Source organism: Bradyrhizobium sp. McL0615, assembly GCF_049993905.1.
Lineage (GTDB): Bacteria > Pseudomonadota > Alphaproteobacteria > Rhizobiales > Xanthobacteraceae > Bradyrhizobium.
This window is the reverse complement of sequence record NZ_CP188254.1, coordinates 5,202,725-5,222,554: the sequence shown is the minus strand read 5'-3', so window position 1 is coordinate 5,222,554 and position 19,830 is coordinate 5,202,725. Positions and strand designations below refer to the sequence as shown.

The 19,830-nt window shown below is 62.4% G+C and carries 17 protein-coding genes; 14 read left to right on the top strand and 3 right to left on the bottom strand.

What is annotated here, in order from left to right:
- Positions 1 to 32: 32 nt before the first annotated feature.
- The 3 genes from ACPPVP_RS24785 to queF form a co-directional block, all read right to left on the bottom strand.
- On the bottom strand, positions 33 to 545 hold the full coding sequence (locus tag ACPPVP_RS24785) for a hypothetical protein (protein WP_426525346.1): 513 nt from the start codon (positions 543 to 545) through the stop codon (positions 33 to 35).
- 76 nt (positions 546 to 621) lie between these two features.
- Positions 622 to 2,208: a tetratricopeptide repeat protein gene (locus tag ACPPVP_RS24780; RefSeq protein ID WP_426525344.1), complete on the bottom strand. Its 1,587-nt coding sequence runs from the start codon at positions 2,206 to 2,208 to the stop codon at positions 622 to 624.
- A 177-nt stretch (positions 2,209 to 2,385) separates the two neighbouring features.
- The gene (gene queF, locus ACPPVP_RS24775; protein ID WP_426525342.1) at positions 2,386 to 2,850 is read right to left on the bottom strand and encodes a preQ(1) synthase; all 465 of its coding nucleotides are present in this window, start codon (positions 2,848 to 2,850) and stop codon (positions 2,386 to 2,388) included.
- A gap of 288 nt (positions 2,851 to 3,138) precedes the next feature.
- On the opposite strand from queF, the gene eno reads away from it, so the two are divergent.
- The 14 genes from eno to ACPPVP_RS24705 all read left to right on the top strand — a co-directional run bounded on the left by eno (position 3,139) and on the right by ACPPVP_RS24705 (position 19,813).
- On the top strand, positions 3,139 to 4,422 hold the full coding sequence (gene eno / locus ACPPVP_RS24770) for a phosphopyruvate hydratase (protein ID WP_426525340.1): 1,284 nt from the start codon (positions 3,139 to 3,141) through the stop codon (positions 4,420 to 4,422).
- A gap of 47 nt (positions 4,423 to 4,469) precedes the next feature.
- Entirely contained in the window at positions 4,470 to 5,606 is a 1,137-nt protein-coding gene (locus ACPPVP_RS24765; RefSeq protein ID WP_426525338.1) for a zinc-binding dehydrogenase, read from the top strand.
- A 178-nt stretch (positions 5,607 to 5,784) separates the two neighbouring features.
- Positions 5,785 to 6,339, top strand: a complete 555-nt coding sequence (locus tag ACPPVP_RS24760; RefSeq protein WP_426525336.1) for an NADPH-dependent FMN reductase — start codon at positions 5,785 to 5,787, stop codon at positions 6,337 to 6,339.
- Between the two features lie 168 nt (positions 6,340 to 6,507).
- The gene (locus ACPPVP_RS24755; protein WP_108516042.1) at positions 6,508 to 6,825 is read left to right on the top strand and encodes an FtsB family cell division protein; all 318 of its coding nucleotides are present in this window, start codon (positions 6,508 to 6,510) and stop codon (positions 6,823 to 6,825) included.
- A 210-nt stretch (positions 6,826 to 7,035) separates the two neighbouring features.
- Positions 7,036 to 8,061, top strand: coding sequence for a pyruvate dehydrogenase (acetyl-transferring) E1 component subunit alpha (gene pdhA / locus ACPPVP_RS24750; protein ID WP_426525333.1), 1,026 nt, complete (start codon positions 7,036 to 7,038; stop codon positions 8,059 to 8,061).
- Positions 8,062 to 8,108: 47 nt separating this feature from the next.
- Positions 8,109 to 9,494 carry a pyruvate dehydrogenase complex E1 component subunit beta gene (locus ACPPVP_RS24745; RefSeq protein ID WP_426525331.1) on the top strand — a complete coding sequence of 462 codons (1,386 nt, stop codon included), beginning with the start codon at positions 8,109 to 8,111 and terminating at the stop codon, positions 9,492 to 9,494.
- A 6-nt stretch (positions 9,495 to 9,500) separates the two neighbouring features.
- Positions 9,501 to 9,806, top strand: a complete 306-nt coding sequence (locus ACPPVP_RS24740; RefSeq protein ID WP_426525329.1) for a DUF5076 domain-containing protein — start codon at positions 9,501 to 9,503, stop codon at positions 9,804 to 9,806.
- A 2-nt stretch (positions 9,807 to 9,808) separates the two neighbouring features.
- Positions 9,809 to 11,143 carry a pyruvate dehydrogenase complex dihydrolipoamide acetyltransferase gene (locus tag ACPPVP_RS24735; protein WP_426525327.1) on the top strand — a complete coding sequence of 445 codons (1,335 nt, stop codon included), beginning with the start codon at positions 9,809 to 9,811 and terminating at the stop codon, positions 11,141 to 11,143.
- Positions 11,144 to 11,154: 11 nt separating this feature from the next.
- Positions 11,155 to 11,331: a hypothetical protein gene (locus tag ACPPVP_RS24730; RefSeq protein ID WP_426525325.1), complete on the top strand. Its 177-nt coding sequence runs from the start codon at positions 11,155 to 11,157 to the stop codon at positions 11,329 to 11,331.
- The gene (gene lpdA, locus ACPPVP_RS24725) at positions 11,331 to 12,749 is read left to right on the top strand and encodes a dihydrolipoyl dehydrogenase (protein ID WP_426525323.1); all 1,419 of its coding nucleotides are present in this window, start codon (positions 11,331 to 11,333) and stop codon (positions 12,747 to 12,749) included. Before ACPPVP_RS24730 ends, lpdA begins: the two co-directional genes overlap by 1 nt.
- A gap of 121 nt (positions 12,750 to 12,870) precedes the next feature.
- Entirely contained in the window at positions 12,871 to 14,112 is a 1,242-nt protein-coding gene (locus tag ACPPVP_RS24720; RefSeq protein WP_426525321.1) for a threonine synthase, read from the top strand.
- Between the two features lie 133 nt (positions 14,113 to 14,245).
- Complete coding sequence (locus ACPPVP_RS24715) at positions 14,246 to 15,217, top strand: tripartite tricarboxylate transporter substrate binding protein BugD (protein ID WP_426525319.1); 972 nt, start codon at positions 14,246 to 14,248, stop codon at positions 15,215 to 15,217.
- A gap of 264 nt (positions 15,218 to 15,481) precedes the next feature.
- Positions 15,482 to 16,657, top strand: a complete 1,176-nt coding sequence (locus ACPPVP_RS24710; protein WP_426525317.1) for an efflux RND transporter periplasmic adaptor subunit — start codon at positions 15,482 to 15,484, stop codon at positions 16,655 to 16,657.
- A gap of 21 nt (positions 16,658 to 16,678) precedes the next feature.
- On the top strand, positions 16,679 to 19,813 hold the full coding sequence (locus ACPPVP_RS24705) for an efflux RND transporter permease subunit (protein WP_426525315.1): 3,135 nt from the start codon (positions 16,679 to 16,681) through the stop codon (positions 19,811 to 19,813).
- Positions 19,814 to 19,830: the final 17 nt, after the last annotated feature.

Here is a 19,830-nt window from a genome sequence, read left to right as displayed (position 1 = left end):
CGCGAAAGCGGCAACGAGTTCTCGTCGTCCGATTAGAGGCCTAGCGTGATCTCGGCCCATCGCATGACGGTATTGCCATTGAGAAACTCGATCACGCTGGGCTCGATAGCTGCCGGCCGGTCGTGGCCGAGTACAGCAGTCGCGGCGATCATGTCGCAGCGGTCCCTGAAAACGACCGATATCGCCGTCTTGCCAGACGGGTTGCGAGCGTTGAGTGCGTAAGCGCGGCTGCGACCTTCCATCCACGCAATTCGGATCGGACGGCTGGTGCCGAGCGGCGAGGCCTCGCCGAGGAGAACAAGATCTCCCATGCGGTCCACATCATCGTCATCGGCCACGCCGGTCGTGCAATTGCAAAAGCCGATCTTGGCGCGCAGATAAACGTTCACCTCGGCACCACAATCCGCAGCCTTGCAGCGGAACGCCTTTCCTTTGCCCCACGGATCTTTGGGGAAGGGCCAGGCTATCTCGGTCCATACCGGCGCGGTCGCAGTTGCGGCCGCGTGCCGTGGCAGACCGGTCCATGCCAGCACCGCCGCGAGCACGCTTCCCAGCGACGCTGCTACAATGGCAACACGACTTACCGTCCTCATTGCACCATCGTTCCAGTTTCTGGTCGGGCTAGTTGCTGGCGAGATACATCTTCGCTGCTACGAGCTCCGGCCGCTCCGCGTCGGCACTCGCCGTCAGTGCCACGAGTTGCTGATAGTTTTGTCGTGCCGCAGCCTTGTCACCGAGCGTGTCGGCGGTCTTGGCGGCGCCGGCGTAGCCTTGGAAGCGGTTCGGCTCCTTGGCCTTGGTGGCCTCGAAAGCCGCGAGCGCCTCCTTGGCCATGCCGCGATCGAGCAGCATGAAGCCGTAAAGCTCGCGCGCCGGCGCCAGCGGACCTGGCGTGACCACATGCTTTTCGGTCTTGTCCTCGGCGTCAGCTGCAACGCTCATGGCCTTGAGCGCTTCGTCGTATTTGCCCTCTGAGTGAAGCACCCAGGCAACGGCCACCTGACGCTGGATATCGACGATCTCGGACCAATAATTATCCTTGGCTTCGCGCAACTTGTCGCGCAATTCGGCGAGCTTCTGAACGTCGGCCTTGGCGGCCTCCGGCTTGCCGGAGCGCGCGGCGCCGAGTGCGCGGGCGAAGTGCGAGACGGCCATCGCGTAGTTGAGGTTGCTCGGCCTGACCGACAGTTGGGAGGCGGCGTCCCAGTCGCCGCGCTCGATCGCATAACGGGCCGGCGAAGCCGCCAGTGCGTAGTCGGCCGCCGCGACCGTGGCCTTGAAGTCGTTCTCCTTTGTCATTTCGTCGATGACGGCGCGCGCCTGCTGGTCCTGGGCAAGTTGGAGATGGGCATAAACCATATAGTCCTGCGCGTGCAGGTAATTGCCCACCGACTTTTCCGCCCTCGCGGCTTTCACGGAAGCTGCGTTGGAGTCGATTGATTCCTTCCAATAACCGACACGGGTGTAAATGTGTGACGGCATGTGCTGGGCGTGCGGCGCGGCTGGCGCGATCTTGGCGTAGCGGTTGGCGGCGTCGAGACCTTTTTGCGCGGTCGCCGGATAGTCATAGAGATGGATCAGGTAGTGCGTCACGCCGGGATGCTGCGGCAGCCGTAGGGAAATCGGCTCCAGGATTGCGGCGCCCTTGGTCTGCTGAGCGTACGTCTTGTCGTTCAGATCCGCCGAGGTGTTGAGAATGATCGCGTAGGCGATTTGAGCCTCGTCATCGTCTGGATATTTCGCTGCGACCTGAGCCAGAGCGTCGCGCAGCGCGCGCATACGCTGGACGTGAGAGATTTTGTCGTAATCCGCATACATGACCATCAGCGCATCGATGTAGCCGCGTTCGCGCTCGGTCGGGGCGCCGATCTCCCTGGCCTTCGTAATGGCGGCGAGACCGGGCGCCAGATTCGGCCGCGGGATTGCGGCGTGCGGATTGTCCATCAGCGTGAGCGCGATGCCCCAATATGCCATAGCGCACGTCGGGTCGGCTTTTATGGCCTCCTCAAAGATCTCCTTTGCGTTGGTGTACCAGAAGGAGTGCTGATAGCGCATCCCCCGATCGAAGCGACGCTGCGCCACGTCGTTGCAGGAGGTTTTGAAGTGCAGGGTACCAAGCTGCTGGTCCACATCGTCTTGCGCAAACAGCGGCTGAGATGTCGATAAGGTAAGAGCTGCGACAGCAAACCCGAGGAGAGACTTCCGCATGGGCTTCCTCCTTTTGGCGCACCTAGAAAGAATGAATTGCACTAATGGATTGAACTATACGACTTTCGCGCCTGTGCTGAACCGATATGTGGATCATGGCAGCGCACCTGACCTTTCGGTCCTCAAGCCAAGACAGTTCTCGCAGGTCCGCTGCGAGTCCACGTTTCTGGTTGGCGCTTAGCCTCGACCGCGATAGGGCGCGACGCCTTGGTCGGGTACCCACATGCCTTTAGGAAGTTTGCCGGTCTGCCAGAACACGTCGATCGGAATGCCGCCGCGCGGATACCAGTAGCCGCCGATGCGAAGCCATTTCGGCTTGATCTCGCTTGCGATCCGCTTGCCGATCATGACCGTGCAATCCTCGTGGAAGGCGCCGTGATTGCGAAAACTCGCGACATAGAGCTTTAGCGATTTGGATTCCAGCAGCCACTGGCCCGGCGCATAGTCGATCATGAGATGCGCGAAATCAGGCTGGCCCGTCACCGGACAGATCGAGGTGAATTCCGGCACGGTGAAGCGAACCAGATAATTGGTGTCGGCCTGCGGATTGGGCACGCGGTCCAGTTGCGCCTTTTCCGGGCTGTCCGGCCATTCCACGGCGCGGCCGAGCTGCAATGATTTCTGTAGTGATTTCTTGGCCATCATGATCGTCCTGTTGCGAGGGCTGTCATGGACGCAACGGGCCGTGATCGTCAACCGGTAGCGAGAGGGGCGGCAAGAAAGCGTGGTTCCAGGAAACTGGAGGGGATTCAGCGCGTTACCCCGGCCTATCAATGTGAAGGTTCGGTGGCTGATATCAACTTTGAGGTGGTCATTTCCGAACCGGACCTACCGTCCGGAAAAGGCCGCTGGTCAAGCGTTCACATTTGCTTGCGCGCCGTGTAAGACGCCCCCGAAGCCTGACCCACCATTCCCAGGAAAGTTCAAGACATGACCGCCATCGTCGACATCATTGGCCGCGAAATTCTCGATAGCCGGGGCAATCCCACCGTTGAAGTCGATGTGGTGCTGGAAGACGGCTCGATCGGCCGTGCGGCGGTGCCGTCGGGCGCCTCCACCGGCGCGCATGAGGCGGTCGAACTGCGCGACGGCGACAAGAAGCGTTATCTCGGCAAGGGCGTGCAGAAGGCGGTCGAGGCCGTCAACGGCGAAATCTTCGAGGCACTGAGCGATCAGGCCGTCGAGGAACAAGTGCAGATCGACCAGATCATGATCGATCTCGACGGCACCCCGAACAAGAGCCGACTTGGCGCCAACGCTATCCTCGGCGTCTCGCTCGCCTGCGCCAAGGCGGCGGCCGAATCCTTCGACATGCCGCTGTATCGCTACGTCGGCGGCACCTCGGCGCGGACACTGCCGGTGCCGATGATGAACATCATCAATGGCGGCGTGCATGCCGACAACCCGATCGACTTCCAGGAATTCATGATCCTGCCGGTCGGCGCGGCGAGTTTTGCCGAGGCGCTGCGGTGCGGCTCGGAAATCTTCCACACGCTGCGCGGCGAATTGAAGAAGGCCGGCCACAACACCAATGTCGGCGATGAGGGCGGCTTTGCGCCGAACCTGCCGTCGGCAGATGCCGCGCTCGACTTCGTGGTGAGCGCCATTGGAAAGGCCGGCTACAAGGCAGGCGAGGACGTGATGCTCGGCCTCGATTGCGCGGCGACCGAGTTCTTCAAGGATGGCAATTACGTCTACGGCGGCGAGGACAAGACCCGCTCGCTCTCCGAGCAGGCAAAATATCTCGCCGATCTCGTTTCACGCTATCCGATCGTCACCATCGAGGACGGCATGTCGGAAGACGACATGGACGGCTGGAAGGAACTGACCGACTTGATCGGCAAGAAGTGCCAGCTCGTTGGCGACGATCTGTTCGTCACCAACGTCACCCGCCTTGCCGACGGTATCAAGAACGGTCGCGCCAACTCGATCCTGATCAAGGTCAACCAGATCGGCACGCTGACGGAAACGCTTTCCGCGGTCGAGATGGCCTACAAGGCCGGCTACACCGCCGTGATGTCGCACCGTTCCGGCGAGACCGAGGACTCCACCATCGCCGATCTCGCGGTCGCCACCAATTGCGGCCAGATCAAAACCGGCTCGCTGGCGCGCTCCGACCGCACCGCCAAGTACAACCAGCTCCTGCGCATCGAGCAGCAGCTTGGTGAGCAGGCGATCTATGCCGGCAAGGCGGCGCTCAAGGCTCTGGCGTAACGCAAAGGCGCGTTAAGATATAACAGACATAAAACGGGAGGATTGCGATGAGTGACGGCAAGAGCGGACTGCAACTGCGTTCGCTGCTCAAGAAGAGCGGCGAGCTCGAACTGTCGCTGGTGGACGTCCCGACGCCTGAACCGGCCGACGACGAAGTCGTGGTCCAGGTCGAGGCCACGCCGATCAATCCGTCCGATCTCGGGCTCCTGATCGGCCCGGCCGACATGTCGACCGCCAAGGTTTCGGGTAGCACGGACACGCCCGTGGTGACGGCGAAGATGCCGGAAGCCGCCGTGAAGATGATGGGCGCGCGGCTCGATCAATCGCTGCCGGTCGGCAACGAGGGCGCCGGCGTCGTAATCAGGACCGGATCCTCGGATGCTGCGAAAGCGCTGATGGGCAAGAACGTCTCGATCATCGGCGGCGCGATGTACTCGCAGTACCGCACCATGAAGGTGCGGGACGTGATGGAGCTGCCGGCCGGCACCACGCCTGCCGACGGTGCGTCATGGTTCGTCAATCCGCTGACCGCGCTCGGCATGACCGAGACCATGCGGCGCGAGAACCACAAGGCGCTGGTGCATACCGCCGCCGCCTCCAACCTCGGCCAGATGCTCAACAAGATCTGCATCAAGGACGGTATCGGCCTCGTCAACATCGTGCGCAGCAAGGAGCAGGCCGACATCCTGCACAAGATCGGCGCCAAGCATGTCGTCGATTCCACCGCAGATACCTTCATGGACGATCTGACCAACGCGCTGGTGGAGACCGGTGCCACGATCGCGTTCGACGCCATCGGTGGCGGCAAGCTCGCGGGGCAAATCCTCACCTGCATGGAGATCGCGGCCAACAAGACCGCCAAGGAATACAGCCGCTACGGCTCCAACGTGTACAAGCAGGTCTATATTTACGGCAGCCTCGACAACCGCCCGACCGAACTGAGCCGGGCCTTCGGCCTGACCTGGGGCGTCGGCGGCTGGCTGCTGACGCCGTTCCTGCAGAAGATCGGCCCGGCCGAAATCGGCAAGCTGCGCCAGCGCGTCGCTTCCGAACTCAAGACCACCTTTGCCAGCCATTACACGCAGGTGGTGTCGTTGCAGGAGACGCTGCAGCTCTCCAACATCGCGGTCTACAACAAGCGCTCCACCGGCGAGAAATTCCTGATCAACCCGAACAAGGGCTGAGCGCTTCGGCTAACGCATCCGACCTGAGCAGGCCGCCCGAAGGGGCGGCCTGCTTGTTTTTGCTATAGGCTCATTATGCGAACGTTGCGTTTCCAGAATTGCGCATTTCATGCACTTGCATCTTTCGGCCGATCGGGCTTAAGAGAGGGCAGGCGCTTTTGCTAACAAGGGATATCTCATGGCCACCCACACCATCGTCACGATCGTAGGTTCGCTTCGCAAGGAGAGCTTTTCGCTCAAGATCGCCAATGCGCTCGCAAAGCTGGCGCCGGCCTCGCTAAAGCTCGACGTGACCACGCTCGAAGGCATTTCCTTCTTCAACCAGGACCTGGAAGCCAATCCCCCGGCCGACTGGCTGGCGTTCCGCGAGAAGCTGCAGAAGTCGGACGGCGTGCTATTCGTCACCCCCGAATATAACCGCGCGATTCCCGGCGTGTTGAAGAACGCCATCGACGTCGGCTCGCGCCCCTACGGCAAGAGCTCGTTCCTCGGCAAGCCGATCGGCATTGTCAGCAACTCTCCGGGGCCGCTGGGTGGCGTCAGCGCAGCCAAGACCCTGCAGAACATTTTGCCGGGCATTTCCGGTCCGATCCTCGGCCAGCCTGAAATCTACCTGAACGCTGTCGGTGACGCCTTCGACGACAAGGGTCAGTTGACCAAGGAAGCGCTACAGAAGGTTCTGCAGCAATATATCGATGCCTACGCGGCGTTCGTCGAGAAGCAGAACGGATAGGCGCTCTCTCAGCGTCGTTGCGAGCGTAGCGAAGCAATCCATCCATCCGTTATGCCGCGCGATGGATTGCTTCGTCGCTGTCGCTCCTCGCAATGGCGGGGAGGCGCCATTTGCACCCGCGTTCGCCGTGTTAGGATTCCATTAACCCGGCCATCGCATCTTGGGCGCATGGTTTCCCGCACGCGCTTAAAATCCATTCTGACAGGCCTCGCCCTCTACACGATGGCGGCGCTGATGGTCGGCTATTTCGGGGTCAACGCCTATACCGGCAAATACGGGCTGAACGCGCGGCAGGAACTCGATCAAGAGATCATCGCGCTGACCTCGGAACTGGCGCGGCTGAAGCGGGAGCGGGCGCAGGGCGAGCAGCGGGTGTCGCTGCTGCGGTCCGACCGGGTCGACCCCGACATGCTGGACGAGCGCGCGCGCTTCCAGCTCGACTACGCCAATCCGCGCGACCTGGTTCGGACCATCAAGCCGAACTGATTTTCAAACCGATGTCACGAACGCTGGGTTCGTCCTGATGATGCGGGCAGGCCGGTCTGCAAATTTCAAAAAACCCCAAAATCGATTTCGAAAATGTCGTGGCTCGCTGCAGTGCGGCATAGCAATATTTTCTCCAGCGCACGCAATCCTTTCACGCCGGTTTGAGTTGGGATAGAGAGGGCTGATCGGTCTCTCTCACCCGGAATTGCCATGGCTGTACCCAAGAAAAGCGTCGCCGCGAAGGAAACAGGGCAGGAGAAGGCAAACGGGTCCCCACCGGAGTTCACCAAGGCGCAGGAGCTTGCTGCGCTCAGGGACATGCTGCTGATCCGCCGCTTCGAGGAAAAGGCCGGCCAGCTCTACGGTATGGGCGCGATCGGCGGTTTCTGCCATCTCTATATCGGCCAGGAAGCCGTCGTGGTCGGCATGCAGATGGCGCTGAAGCAGGGCGATCAGGTCATAACCGGATACCGCGACCACGGCCACATGCTGGCCTGCGGGATGGAAGCCAACGGCGTGATGGCCGAACTCACCGGACGCCGGGGTGGCTATTCCAAGGGCAAGGGCGGCTCGATGCACATGTTCAGCAGGGAGAAGAATTTCTTCGGCGGCCACGGCATCGTCGGCGCCCAGGTCTCGCTCGGGACGGGTCTCGCTTTCGCCAACCGCTACCGCGGCAATGATCTCGTCAGCGTCGCCTATTTCGGCGACGGCGCCTCCAACCAGGGCCAGGTCTACGAGAGCTTCAACATGGCGGAGCTGTGGAAGCTCCCGGTGATCTATGTGATCGAGAACAACCGCTACGCGATGGGCACGTCGGTGACGCGCTCCTCGGCCCAGACCGATTTTTCCAAGCGCGGCATCTCCTTCAACATTCCGGGCGAGCAGGTCGACGGCATGGACGTCCGCGCCGTCAAGGCCGCGGGCGACGAGGCGGTCGCCTGGTGCCGCGCCGGCAAGGGGCCATACATCCTGGAAATGCAGACCTATCGCTACCGCGGCCACTCGATGTCGGACCCGGCCAAGTACCGGACCCGCGAAGAGGTCGAGAAGATCCGCACCGATCAGGACCCGATCGAACAGGTTCGCAGCCGCTTGCTGGCCGCCAAGGTCAGCGAGCAGGAGCTGAAGGCCATCGACGCCGAGGTGCGCGAGATCGTCAACGCGTCGGCGGATTTCGCCCAACGCGATCCCGAGCCCGATCCTTCGGAGCTTTGGACCGACATCTATCGCTAATTCAAACGACGCGCAGAACAAAGTGAAGAGTGATTTCGGGAGCTGATATGCCCATTCAAGTTTTGATGCCTGCGTTGTCGCCCACCATGGAAAAGGGCAACCTTGCGAAGTGGCTGAAGAAGGAAGGCGAGACCATCAAGTCGGGCGATGTCATCGCCGAGATCGAGACCGACAAGGCGACGATGGAGGTCGAGGCGACCGATGAGGGCACGCTCGGCAGGATATTGATCCCCGAAGGCACCGCCGACGTCGCCGTCAACACGCCGATCGCGACCATTCTGGCCGACGGCGAAAGCGCCGCCGATCTCGGCATGGCGAGCGCACCGGCGCCGGCGTCCGCTCCTCCGGCGGAGGCCTCCAAAGCTGCTGAGGCGCCCAAGGCCGAGAAGGCGCCGGCTGCACCGGCGGCCGCCGTCGCCGAGCCCGACCCGGAAGTCCCCGCCGGCACCGAGATGATCACCCAGACCATCCGCGACGCGCTACGCGATGCCATGGCCGAGGAGATGCGGCGCGACGGCGACGTGTTCCTGATGGGCGAAGAGGTTGCGGAATATCAGGGCGCCTACAAGGTCAGTCAGGGGCTGCTGCAGGAATTCGGGGCGCGGCGCGTGATCGATACCCCGATCACCGAGCATGGCTTTGCCGGCATCGGCGTCGGTGCGGCGATGTCGGGCCTCAAGCCGATCGTGGAATTCATGACCTTCAACTTCGCCATGCAGGCGATCGACCAGATCATCAACTCCGCGGCCAAGACGCTGTACATGTCGGGCGGCCAGATGGGCTGCTCGATCGTGTTCCGTGGGCCCAATGGCGCCGCGTCTCGCGTCGCAGCCCAGCACAGCCAGGATTACTCGGCCTGGTACTCGCAGGTTCCCGGCCTGAAGGTGGTCGCGCCGTTTTCGGCCGCCGATTACAAGGGCCTCTTGAAAGCCGCGATCCGCGATCCCAATCCCGTTATCTTCCTCGAAAACGAGATGCTGTACGGCCATTCCGGCGAGGTGCCGAAGCTGGATGACTACGTGATCCCGATCGGCAAGGCGCGCATCGTTCGCTCGGGCAAGGACGTCACGCTGATCTCGTGGTCGAACGGCATGACCTACGCGCTGAAGGCTGCCGATGAACTGGCCAAGGAAGGCATCGAGGCCGAAGTGATCGATCTGCGCACGATACGCCCGATGGACACCGAAACCATCGTGGCATCGGTGAAGAAGACCGGTCGCGCGGTGACGGTAGAAGAGGGCTGGCAGCAGTCGGGCGTCGGCGCCGAGATCGCCGCCCGCATCATGGAGCACGCCTTCGACTATCTCGACGCGCCGGTGGCGCGGGTCTCCGGCAAGGACGTGCCGATGCCCTATGCGGCAAACCTCGAAAAGCTCGCATTGCCCAACGTCGCCGAGGTGGTCGCGGCCGCCAAGGCCGTTGCCTATCGGTAGGTCGATATGGCCGGTCCCAGTGAACAGCCGTTGCCGCCCGACGTCATCGGCCGCGAGGATGCAGTCGAGGTCTTGCGGGCGTTCGTGGTCGATGGCGGGCTCTCGATCGCCTTCCAGCGCGCGTTCGAGGAGCCTGACATGTGGGGCATGCTGCTGGTCGATATCGCGCGCCACGCTGCTCGCGCCTATGCGCGCGAGAGCGGCTACACCGAAGACGAGGCGCTGACGCGTATCGTCGACATGTTCGAAGCCGAAATCAACCGGCCGACCGACATGGGTTCTACCATGCCCCGGTCGCAACAAGGTCACTGACAATGCCGATCAACATTTTGATGCCCGCGCTGTCGCCCACGATGGAAAAGGGCAACCTTGCCAAGTGGCTCAAGAAAGAGGGCGACAAGGTCAAGTCCGGCGACGTGATCGCGGAGATCGAGACCGACAAGGCGACGATGGAAGTCGAGGCCGTCGACGAGGGCACGATTGCAAAGATCCTGGTGCCGGAAGGCACGCAGGATGTCCCGGTCAACGATATCATCGCGGTCCTGGCCGGCGACGGCGAGGACGTGAAGGCGGCTGGAGCAGGCGCGGCGCCCGCACCGAAGGCCGCCGAGGCCCCGAAGCCCGCGGCTGCACCTGCGCCAGCGGCCCCAACGCCTGCGCCCGCAGCAGCAGCCGCGCCGACGCCTCAGGCTGCCGCTGCGCCTGCCAAGACCAATGGCCACGCGCGCGTCTTTTCGTCGCCGCTCGCCCGTCGCCTCGCCAAGGAAGCCGGCATCGACATCGCGCGGATCGACGGCTCCGGCCCGCACGGCCGCATCGTCGCCCGTGACGTCGAGGGCGCGAAATCCGGCAAGGGCCTGAAAGCTCCGGCCGCGGCGCCTGGTGCAGCGCCTACGATCGCACCGACGATGTCGGACAAGCAAATCCTTTCGCTGTTCGAGGAAGGCTCCTACGAGATCGTGCCGCATGACGGCATGCGCCGCACCATCGCGCAGCGCCTGACAGCGGCGACGCAGAGCGTTCCGACCTTCTACCTCACCATCGACTGCGATATCGGCCGGCTGCTCGACGCGCGCGAGCAGATCAACGCCGCCGCACCGAAGGACAAGGAAAAGAAGCCGCTCTACAAGCTGTCGGTCAACGACTTCGTCATCAAGGCGCTCGCGGTCGCATTGCAGCAGGTGCCGGACTGCAATGTCAGCTGGACCGAGGGCGGCATGGTCAAGCACAAGCATTCCGACATCGGCGTCGCCGTCGCCATGCCCGGCGGGCTGATCACGCCGATCATCCGCAATGCCGAAAGCAAGTCGCTGTCGACCATCTCCAACGAGATGAAGGACCTGGCGGCCCGCGCGCGGACGCGAAAACTCAAGCCGCAGGAATATCAGGGCGGTACGTCGTCGGTTTCCAACCTCGGCATGTTCGGCATCAGCCACTTCACGGCCGTGATCAATCCGCCGCAATCGACTATCCTCGCAGTCGGCGCCAGCGAGGAGCGGGCGGTGGTGCGGAACGGCAAAATCGAGGCCGCGCACATCATGAGCGCGACGCTGTCCTGCGACCATCGCGCCATCGACGGCGCGCTCGGCGCGGAGCTGATCGGGGCGTTCAGGCGGCTGATTGAAAACCCCGTGATGATGATGGTGTGAGGGAGATCGCCATGCTTGCGATCTTGGCTCCTCACATTCTTGCCGCAGCGGCCGCGATCGCCGCGGTTATCATACGTCAGCGGGACCTCGCGTCGACGACGCAGGTTCGTATCATCCTGGGCAGCGCCGGAGCCGTTGCTGTGCTCTGGACTGGCTTGCTGCTCGTTCTCTCACGATCGGATCTGTAATGGCCGACACTTCCTTCGACGTCATCATCATCGGCTCCGGCCCCGGCGGCTACGTCACCGCGATCCGAGCCGCCCAACTCGGCTTCAAGACGGCGATCATCGAAAAATCCTATCTCGGCGGCATATGCCTGAACTGGGGCTGTATCCCGACCAAGGCGCTGCTGCGCTCGGCCGAAATCTACCACTACATGCAGCACGCTAAGGACTACGGGCTTTCCGCCGAGAAAGTCTCGTTCGACCCGAAGGCCGTGGTGGCGCGCTCGCGCGGCGTCTCAAAACGCCTTAATGACGGCGTCGGCTTCCTGATGAAGAAGAACAAGGTGACGGTGATCTGGGGCGATGCCTCGATCGACGCGCCCGGCAAGATCACCGTGAAGAAGTCCGCCGTCGAGGCGCCGAAGGGGGCGCTGGGCGAGGGCGCTTATCAGGCCAAGCACATCATCGTCGCGACCGGCGCGCGGCCGCGCGTGCTGCCGGGGCTCGAGCCCGACAAAAAACTGGTCTGGACTTATTTCGAGGCGATGGTGCCGGAGCGGATGCCGAAATCGCTGCTGGTGGTGGGCTCCGGCGCAATCGGCATCGAGTTCGCCTCGTTCTTCCGCACCATGGGCGCCGACGTCACCGTGGTCGAGGTGCTGCCGCAGATTCTTCCCGTCGAGGACGCCGAGATCGCTGGGCTGGCGCGCAAGCAGCTCGAGAAGCAGGGCATCAAGATTCTCTCGAACACCAAAGTCACAAAACTCGAGAAGAAGGCCGACAGCGTCGTCGCCACCATCGATGACGGCAAGCAGCCGCAAACAGTCGAATTCGAGCGCGTGATCTCCGCGGTCGGCGTGGTCGGCAACATCGAAGGGCTGGGGCTGGAAAAGCTCGGGGTCAAGACCGACCGCGGCTGCGTCGTGATCGACGGCTACGGCAAGACCAACGTGCCGGGCATCTACGCCATCGGCGATGTCGCGGGACCGCCGATGCTGGCGCACAAGGCCGAGCATGAAGGCGTGGTCTGCATCGAGGCGATCAAGGGCCTGCATCCGCACGCGATGGACAAGAACCTCATTCCCGGCTGCACCTATTGCCACCCGCAGGTTGCCTCCGTCGGCCTGACCGAGGCGAGAGCGAAAGAGGGCGGACGGGAAATCCGGGTCGGGCGCTTCCCGTTCGTCGGTAACGGCAAGGCGATTGCGCTCGGCGAGGATCAGGGACTGGTCAAGGTGATCTTCGACAAAAAGACGGGGCAACTGCTTGGCGCGCACATGGTCGGCGCCGAAGTGACCGAGCTGATCCAGGGCTACGTGGTCGCGATGAATTTGGAAACCACGGAAGAAGAGCTGATGCACACGATATTCCCGCATCCGACGCTTTCGGAGATGATGAAGGAAGCCGTGCTGGATGCTTATGGGCGCGTGCTGAATATGTGATGCCCCCGTCATTGCGAGCGAAGCGAAGCAATCCATAGCGCAACAAGCGGAAGCATGGATTGCTTCGCTTCGCTCGCAATGACGATTACAAAGACCACGTGAACAAGAAAGAAAACGAAGCGTGAAAGACAACGACAATCTGACCATCGAACGCCCGACGTTCGTGACCCATCTCGAATGCGCGATGGAAGGCGATCACTATCCCGCCGACCAGATCCATAATCTCTCAAAGGCGAACAAGCCGCTGCTGGTGCGATATGACCTCGCGGGCGTGAAGAAGGCGCTGACCAAGGAGGCGTTGGCACAGCGTCCCGCCGATATGTGGCGGTACCGCGAACTGCTGCCGGTGCGAAGAGTCTCCGACATCGTCAGCCTCGGCGAGGTTACGACGCCTCTGATCCGGTTGCCGAAGCTTGCAAAGAAACTCGGCGGCGGGGAGATCATTGTAAAAGATGAAGGCCGGTTGCCGACCGGCTCGTTCAAGGCCCGTGGTCTGGTGATGGCGGTGTCGATGGGCAAGGCGCTCGGCATCAAGCATATGGCGATGCCGACCAACGGCAATGCTGGCGCGGCGCTGGCGGCGTATGCGACCTCCTGCGGCATCAGGACCACGATCTTCTGCCCGGCCGATACGCCTGAGGTGAACGTCAGCGAGATCGAGTTGCAGGGTGCCACCGTCTATCGCGTCAACGGGCTAATCGACGATTGCGGCAAGATCGTCGGCGAGGGCAAAGCAAAAGCCGGCTGGTTCGATACCTCGACGCTCAAGGAGCCGTACCGGATCGAAGGCAAGAAGACGATGGGTCTGGAGCTTGCCGAGCAACTCGGCTGGGAGGTGCCCGACGTGATCTTCTATCCGACCGGCGGCGGCACCGGCCTGATCGGCATGTGGAAGGCGTTTGCCGAACTCGAAGCCATCGGCTTCATCGGCGCGAAGCGGCCGCGGATGGTGGCGGTCCAGGCCTCGGGCTGCGCGCCGATGGTGCGTGCTTTTGAAGCAGGCACCGAGCACGCGCCGCGCTGGGAGGATGCCCACACCATCGCATCGGGCATCCGCGTGCCGCAGGCAGTCGGAGATTTTCTGATCCTGCGCGCGGTCCGCGAGAGCAAGGGATTTGCGATCGCGGTACCGGATGAGAAGATTTCTGCTGCGCTCAACGAAGTGGCGCGCGAGGAGGGGCTGTTGCTGTGCCCCGAGGGGGCTGCAACCTACGCCGCCTACCAGCAAAGCCTTGCCGACGGCCGCGTGACGAAAAATGATCGCGTCATGCTGTTCAATTGCGCGACAGGGCTTAAATATCCGCTGCCGCCGGTCACGCGCACGCTCGATCGACACCAGCCGATCGACTACGCGAAACTCTAGGATCCTCATCCTGAGGAGGCGCGAAGCGCCGTCTCGAAGGATGGCTGCGAGTCCGGTGGCTTCATGGTTCGAGACGCGCGGCGTTGCCGCGCTCCTCACCATGAGGATTGAAATGGCGCGTGGGAGGAAGCATATGTGCAGAATTGTTGTGGCGGCCTTGTTAGCAACGCTGGCATTTGCCGGCGTCGCGTCCGCCCAAAACTTTCCATCACGTCCCATCACCATCATCGTGCCGTTCTCCGCTGGCGGGCCGTCGGATGCGATGGCGCGGATTCTCGCCGAGCGAATGAAGACTACGCTTGGCGAAACGTTGCTGGTCGAAAACGTGACGGGGGCGGGCGGATCGGTCGGTGTCGGCCGCGCGGTGCGTTCGCCGCCTGACGGCTACACCATCAGCTTCGGCCATCTCGGCACCCACGTCGCCAACGGCGCGATCTACAAGCTCGGCTACGACCTCGTTACCGATCTCGAACCGGTCGCGTTGCTGCCGAGCAACCCGATGATCATCGTCAGCAAGAAGGAAGTCCCGGCAACGTCGCTGAAGGAATTACTGGCGTGGCTGAAGGCGCAGCCATCGCCGCCGACGGCCGGCACCGCGGGAGCGGGCTCTGGAAGCCACATCGCCGGGCTCTATTTCGAGAACGTCGCCGGCATTAAGCTGCAATACGTGCCGTATCGCGGCACCGGCCCCGCGATGAACGATCTCGTCGCCGGCCAGATCGACCTGATCGTCGACCAGACTTCCAATTCGATCGGGCAGGTGCGCGCCGGCAACATCCGCGCCTATGCCATCACCGATAGCAAGCGCGTGGAATCAGCTTCCGACGTTCCGACCGTCGACGAAGCCGGATTGCCCGGATTCCACATGACGCTGTGGTCCGGCCTCTGGGTGCCCAAGGACACACCAAAGGACATCGTCGCGAAGCTGAACGGGGCGGCGGTTGACGCCCTGAACGATCCGGCGGTGCGCAAACAGCTTGAGAATCTCGGCCTGCAGATGCCGCCAAAGGACAAGCTCACGCCCGAAGCGCTCGGCGCTTGGCAGAAGGCCGAAATTGCAAAATGGTGGCCGATGATCAAGGCGGCCAACGTCAAGGTGGAGTGAACGGCCGAATCCGGATAACTGCATTTCCAGGAAATCCTCTGCACCACACGCGCCAGAATCGGCGCCATTGACTGGAAACGGGCATTCCGGCCGATATGAACTTCGTGGTCGCTGGCTGCGACTCGACCCGCATGCTTTGATCCCCTGTATGACGCCGGCTTCTGGGCTTCCTCACTGGCGATCGCGTAGAGCTGCGGGGCGCGCGGCTCGCGCGATTTTCTTTGTCTTGGGTTGCGCGGCAGGGGTATCGTCCGGGGCATGTCAATGATCGCGAAAGCGCTTTTGCTTCGGCTGCTTGCCCCGCTGTTCGGTGGGACGTTGATGGCATCGTTCGCCGTCGCCGAGGGCCAGATGAAGGGGCCGGACTTTTTGCGTGTTGTCCCCGATCAAATGCATCAGCTGCAGATCGTGAAGGTCGGGAGCTATGCGTTCCGTGCGCAAACCTCGGCCATCGGGCAGATCGGATACAATGAGGATGCCAGCACGGTCGTTCTGACGCCATTCTCCGGCCGGGTTACCCGCCTGATTGCCAAGCCCGGTGACAAGGTCAAGCGAGGTGACCCGCTGCTGGAAATCGATAGTCCCGAGCAATTGGTCCCACAGAACGATTTCATCGCCGCACAGGCCGCAAAAAGAAAGGCAGGCTCCCAGCACGATCTGGCACAAATCGTCGAGAAGCGCGTTCGCGACCTTCACGAGGGCAAGGCCGCACCGTCCAAGGATTTGCAGCAGGCCGAGGCGCAGCTTGCGGCGGCCGAAAATGACCTGCGGTCGGCTGACATGGCGTTCGAGGCTGCTCGCGCCCGCCTGCGGATTCTCGGCCGTACCGATGAGGAAATCCTGAAACTCGAACTGAGCGGCATGCTCAGCCGCGTGACCACGATCACGGCGCCGATCGGCGGCACGGTCGTTTCACGCAAGGTAGGGCCCGGACAACATGTCAAAGCCGATTCGGGGGACGCCCTTTATACGATCGCCGATCTCTCGACGATGTGGTTGAAGGCCCAGATCTTCGAGCAGGATATCGCGCAGGTGCGTATCGGCCAGGAGATCGAGGCCAGGGTCTCCGCCGTGCCGAACAGGATCTTCAAGGCCCGCATCAACACCATCAACTCGGCTTCGGACCTGGCGACGCGCCGTGTTGTCGTCCGATCCGAGATCGAGAATGCCGATGGTCTGCTCAAGGCTGAAATGTTTGCGATGTTCAAGATCAGCATCGACGATGGATCGAACAGCCCGGCGGTGCCGACGGACGCGGTGATCCGCGAGGGAGACGTTGCCACCGTCTGGGTCGAGACCGAACCGAAGCTGTTCAAACGCCGCGTGGTCGACATCGGTATCCAGCAGGACGGGTTGACGCAGATTCGCAGCGGTCTCGATTTCGGAGAAATGGTGGTCGCGCGAGGGGCGATCTTCGTTGACAACGAGTGGCGCCAGTGAACCGACGGTACGGGGTCATCGATGCTGCGTAGTCTGATCGCATTCTGCCTCTCGCGGCGGCTCCTGGTGATGGTCGCGTTCGTGGCCTTTCTCGGTATCGGCAGCGTTGCTTTCCTGGCCTTGAACATCGAGGCCTATCCCGATCCGGCGCCGCCGATCATCGAGATCATCGCCCAGCAAGCAGGCCAGTCGCCGGAGGAAGTCGAGCGCTACATCACGATTCCGATCGAGATCGCGGTCGCCAGCACGCCCGGCCTGAAGTTCATCCGCTCCAATACCGTCTACGGACTGGGCTTTATCCGCCTGCAGTTCGAATACGGCCGCGACTATCATTTTGTTCGTCAGCAGACCATCAACCGGCTGAAGGATGCGGTTCTGCCGGCCGGCGTCCTGCCGGTGATCTCGCCCGCCGGAGGCATCAGCGAAGTCTTTCGCTACGAGCTTACCGGGCCTCCGGGCATGGACGTCATGAAGCTCAAGACGCTGCAGGACTGGGTGGTCGAACGCAAGCTGCGCATCGTGCCGGGTGTCGCCGACGTCGCCGTGCTCGGCGGCAAGACCAGGGAGTTCCAGGCCGAGATCAATCTCGACCGCATGATGGCCTATGGGCTGACGCTGCCGCAGATCATGACCGCGATTTCGGCGAGCAATTCCAATGTCGGCGGCCGCACCATCGCGATCGGCGAACAATCGGTCAATGTCCGCAGTATCGGCGTCGTCACCTCGATGGACGACATCGGCAATATCGTATTGACCCAGCAGGGCGGCGTGCCGGTACTGGTGTCCGACGTAGCCAAGGTCCAGATCGGCTACGCGCCCCGGCTCGGTCTCGCCGGCCGTGACGACCGGACCGACGTCGTGACCGGCATCGTCCTGATGCAGAAACTCGAACGCACCATGGACGTGGTCAAGCGCGTACGCGTCGCGGTCGAGCGGATCAACTCCGATGGATCGCTGCCGGCCGGCGTCAAGATCGTGCCGTTCTATGACCGCGGCGACCTCGTTGCGATCACGGTGCAGACCGTTCTGCATAATTTGCTGTTCGGAATAGCGCTGATCTTTCTGATCCAGTGGGTATTTCTCGGCGACCTCCGCTGCGCGTTGATCGTCGCGGCCACAATTCCGGTGGCGCTGTTGCTGGCCGTGATGATCACGGTGATGCGGGGCGAGTCTGCAAACCTGTTGTCGGTCGGCGCCATCGATCTCGGCATCATCGTCGACGGCACCGTCATCATGGTGGAAAATATCTTCCGCCAGATCGCCCATCACTCGCCACGATTGCCGCCGGGACGCATCGCCACGCGCAGCGACAAACTTGGCTGGATCCTGACCGGCGCGGTCGAGGTCGACAAGGCGATCCTGTTTTCGGTCATCATCACCATCGCGGCGTTTCTGCCGCTTTTCACCATGCAGGGGGTGGAAGGCCAGATCTTCGGGCCAATGGCGCGGACCTACGCCTATGCCTTGCTCGGCGCCGTGATCGCGACCTTCACGGTAACGCCGGTGCTGGCCTCATTTCTGCTGCCGGCCGACGTCCAGGAAGTCGAAACCTTCGTGGTCCGCCATATCCGCAAGCTCTACCAGCCCGTTCTGGCGCTCGCGGTCCGCAACTATCGCCGCGCCGCAGCCATCGCCGCGGTGTTTCTCGTGCTGTGCCTCAGTCTGGGGTTGCGGCTCGGCACCGAGTTCCTGCCCAAGCTGGAGGAGGGCAACCTCTGGATCCGGGCCGTGATGCCGCCGACCATCACGCTCGAGGCCGGGATGGAAACGGTGGCAAAGATCCGCGCCATCATATTGAGCTATCCACCGGTCCAGACCGTGTTTTCCGAGCAGGGACGCGGCGAAGAAGGCACCGATCCCGACGGCTCGTTTCTCGCCGAGTTCTTCGTTCCGCTCAAGCCGGCCGACACGTGGCCATCTGGGCTGACCAAGGAGCAGATGGTCAAGCAGATGAGCGAGAAGCTCAATCGGGAATTCGTCGGCGTCGATTTCAACTTCTCGCAGTATATCCAGGACAATATCGAGGAGGCCGTCTCCGGCGTGAAGGGCGAGAACTCGATCAAGATCTTCGGCAGGGACCTCAATGAACTGGAACGGCTGTCCAGGTCGGTGAAGACCGAACTCTCGGGCGTCCGTGGCGTCGCCGATCCCGCCGGTTTCAACCTGCTCGGCCAGCCCAATTTGATCGTCCAGATCGATCGCGCCAAGACCGCGCGCTACGGCTTCTCGGGCGACATCAATTCCGTGGTCCAGGCCGCGATCGGCGGCCAGGAAGTTTCCAAGGTCTATGAAGGCGAGATGATCTTCGCGCTGACGGTCCGCCTGGCGCCAGAATTCCGCAGGGATGTCGATGCCATCCGCGCGATCCCGGTCGCGTTGCCCAATTCGGATCCGAAGATGCCGACCGCCTATATCCGGCTTGGCGATCTTGGAGAGATCAAGCTCGTCAGCGGCGCGGCCTATATCTACCGTGAGAACAGCCAGCGCTTTATCCCGCTGAAGTATAGCGTCCGCGACCGCGATCTCGGTTCGACCGTGGTCGAGGCCCAGGAGCGGGTTCAGAAAAACGTTCCGCTCCCCCAGGGCTATTCGCTCGAATGGTCGGGCGAATACGGCGCGCTGGTTGACGCCAAGAAGCGGCTCGCGCTGATTGTGCCGCTGAGCCTGCTTCTGATCCTGATGCTGCTCTACAGCCTGTTCAATTCGATACGGGACAGCCTGCTGGCGCTGTCGGGCATTCCGTTCGCGGTGGCCGGCGGCATTCTCGGCCTCTCTATCGGCGGCCTGAATTTCAGCGTCTCGGCCGCGGTCGGCTTCATCTCGCTGTTCGGCGTCTCGGCGATGGATGGCATCCTGCTGATGTCCTATATCCGCCGCGACATCGAGGAAGGCATGGGGACGGAGGATGCCATCATCCGCGCTTCCGAAACCAGGATGCGGCAAATCTTCATGACGGGGCTATCGGCGTGTATCGGCCTGGTCCCGGCGGCGATCTCGACAGGGATCGGCTCGCAGGTTCAGCAGCCTCTGGCGTTAGTGATCGTTGGCGGGATGCTGCTGTCCCCGATCTGCAGCCTCTTGGTCATCCCGGTGTTGGCACGACTGTGGATGCCAACGATCAAGGAAACCGGGATGCGCGAGGTTGCAGCCCACTGACCGCCTGCCGGTATTCG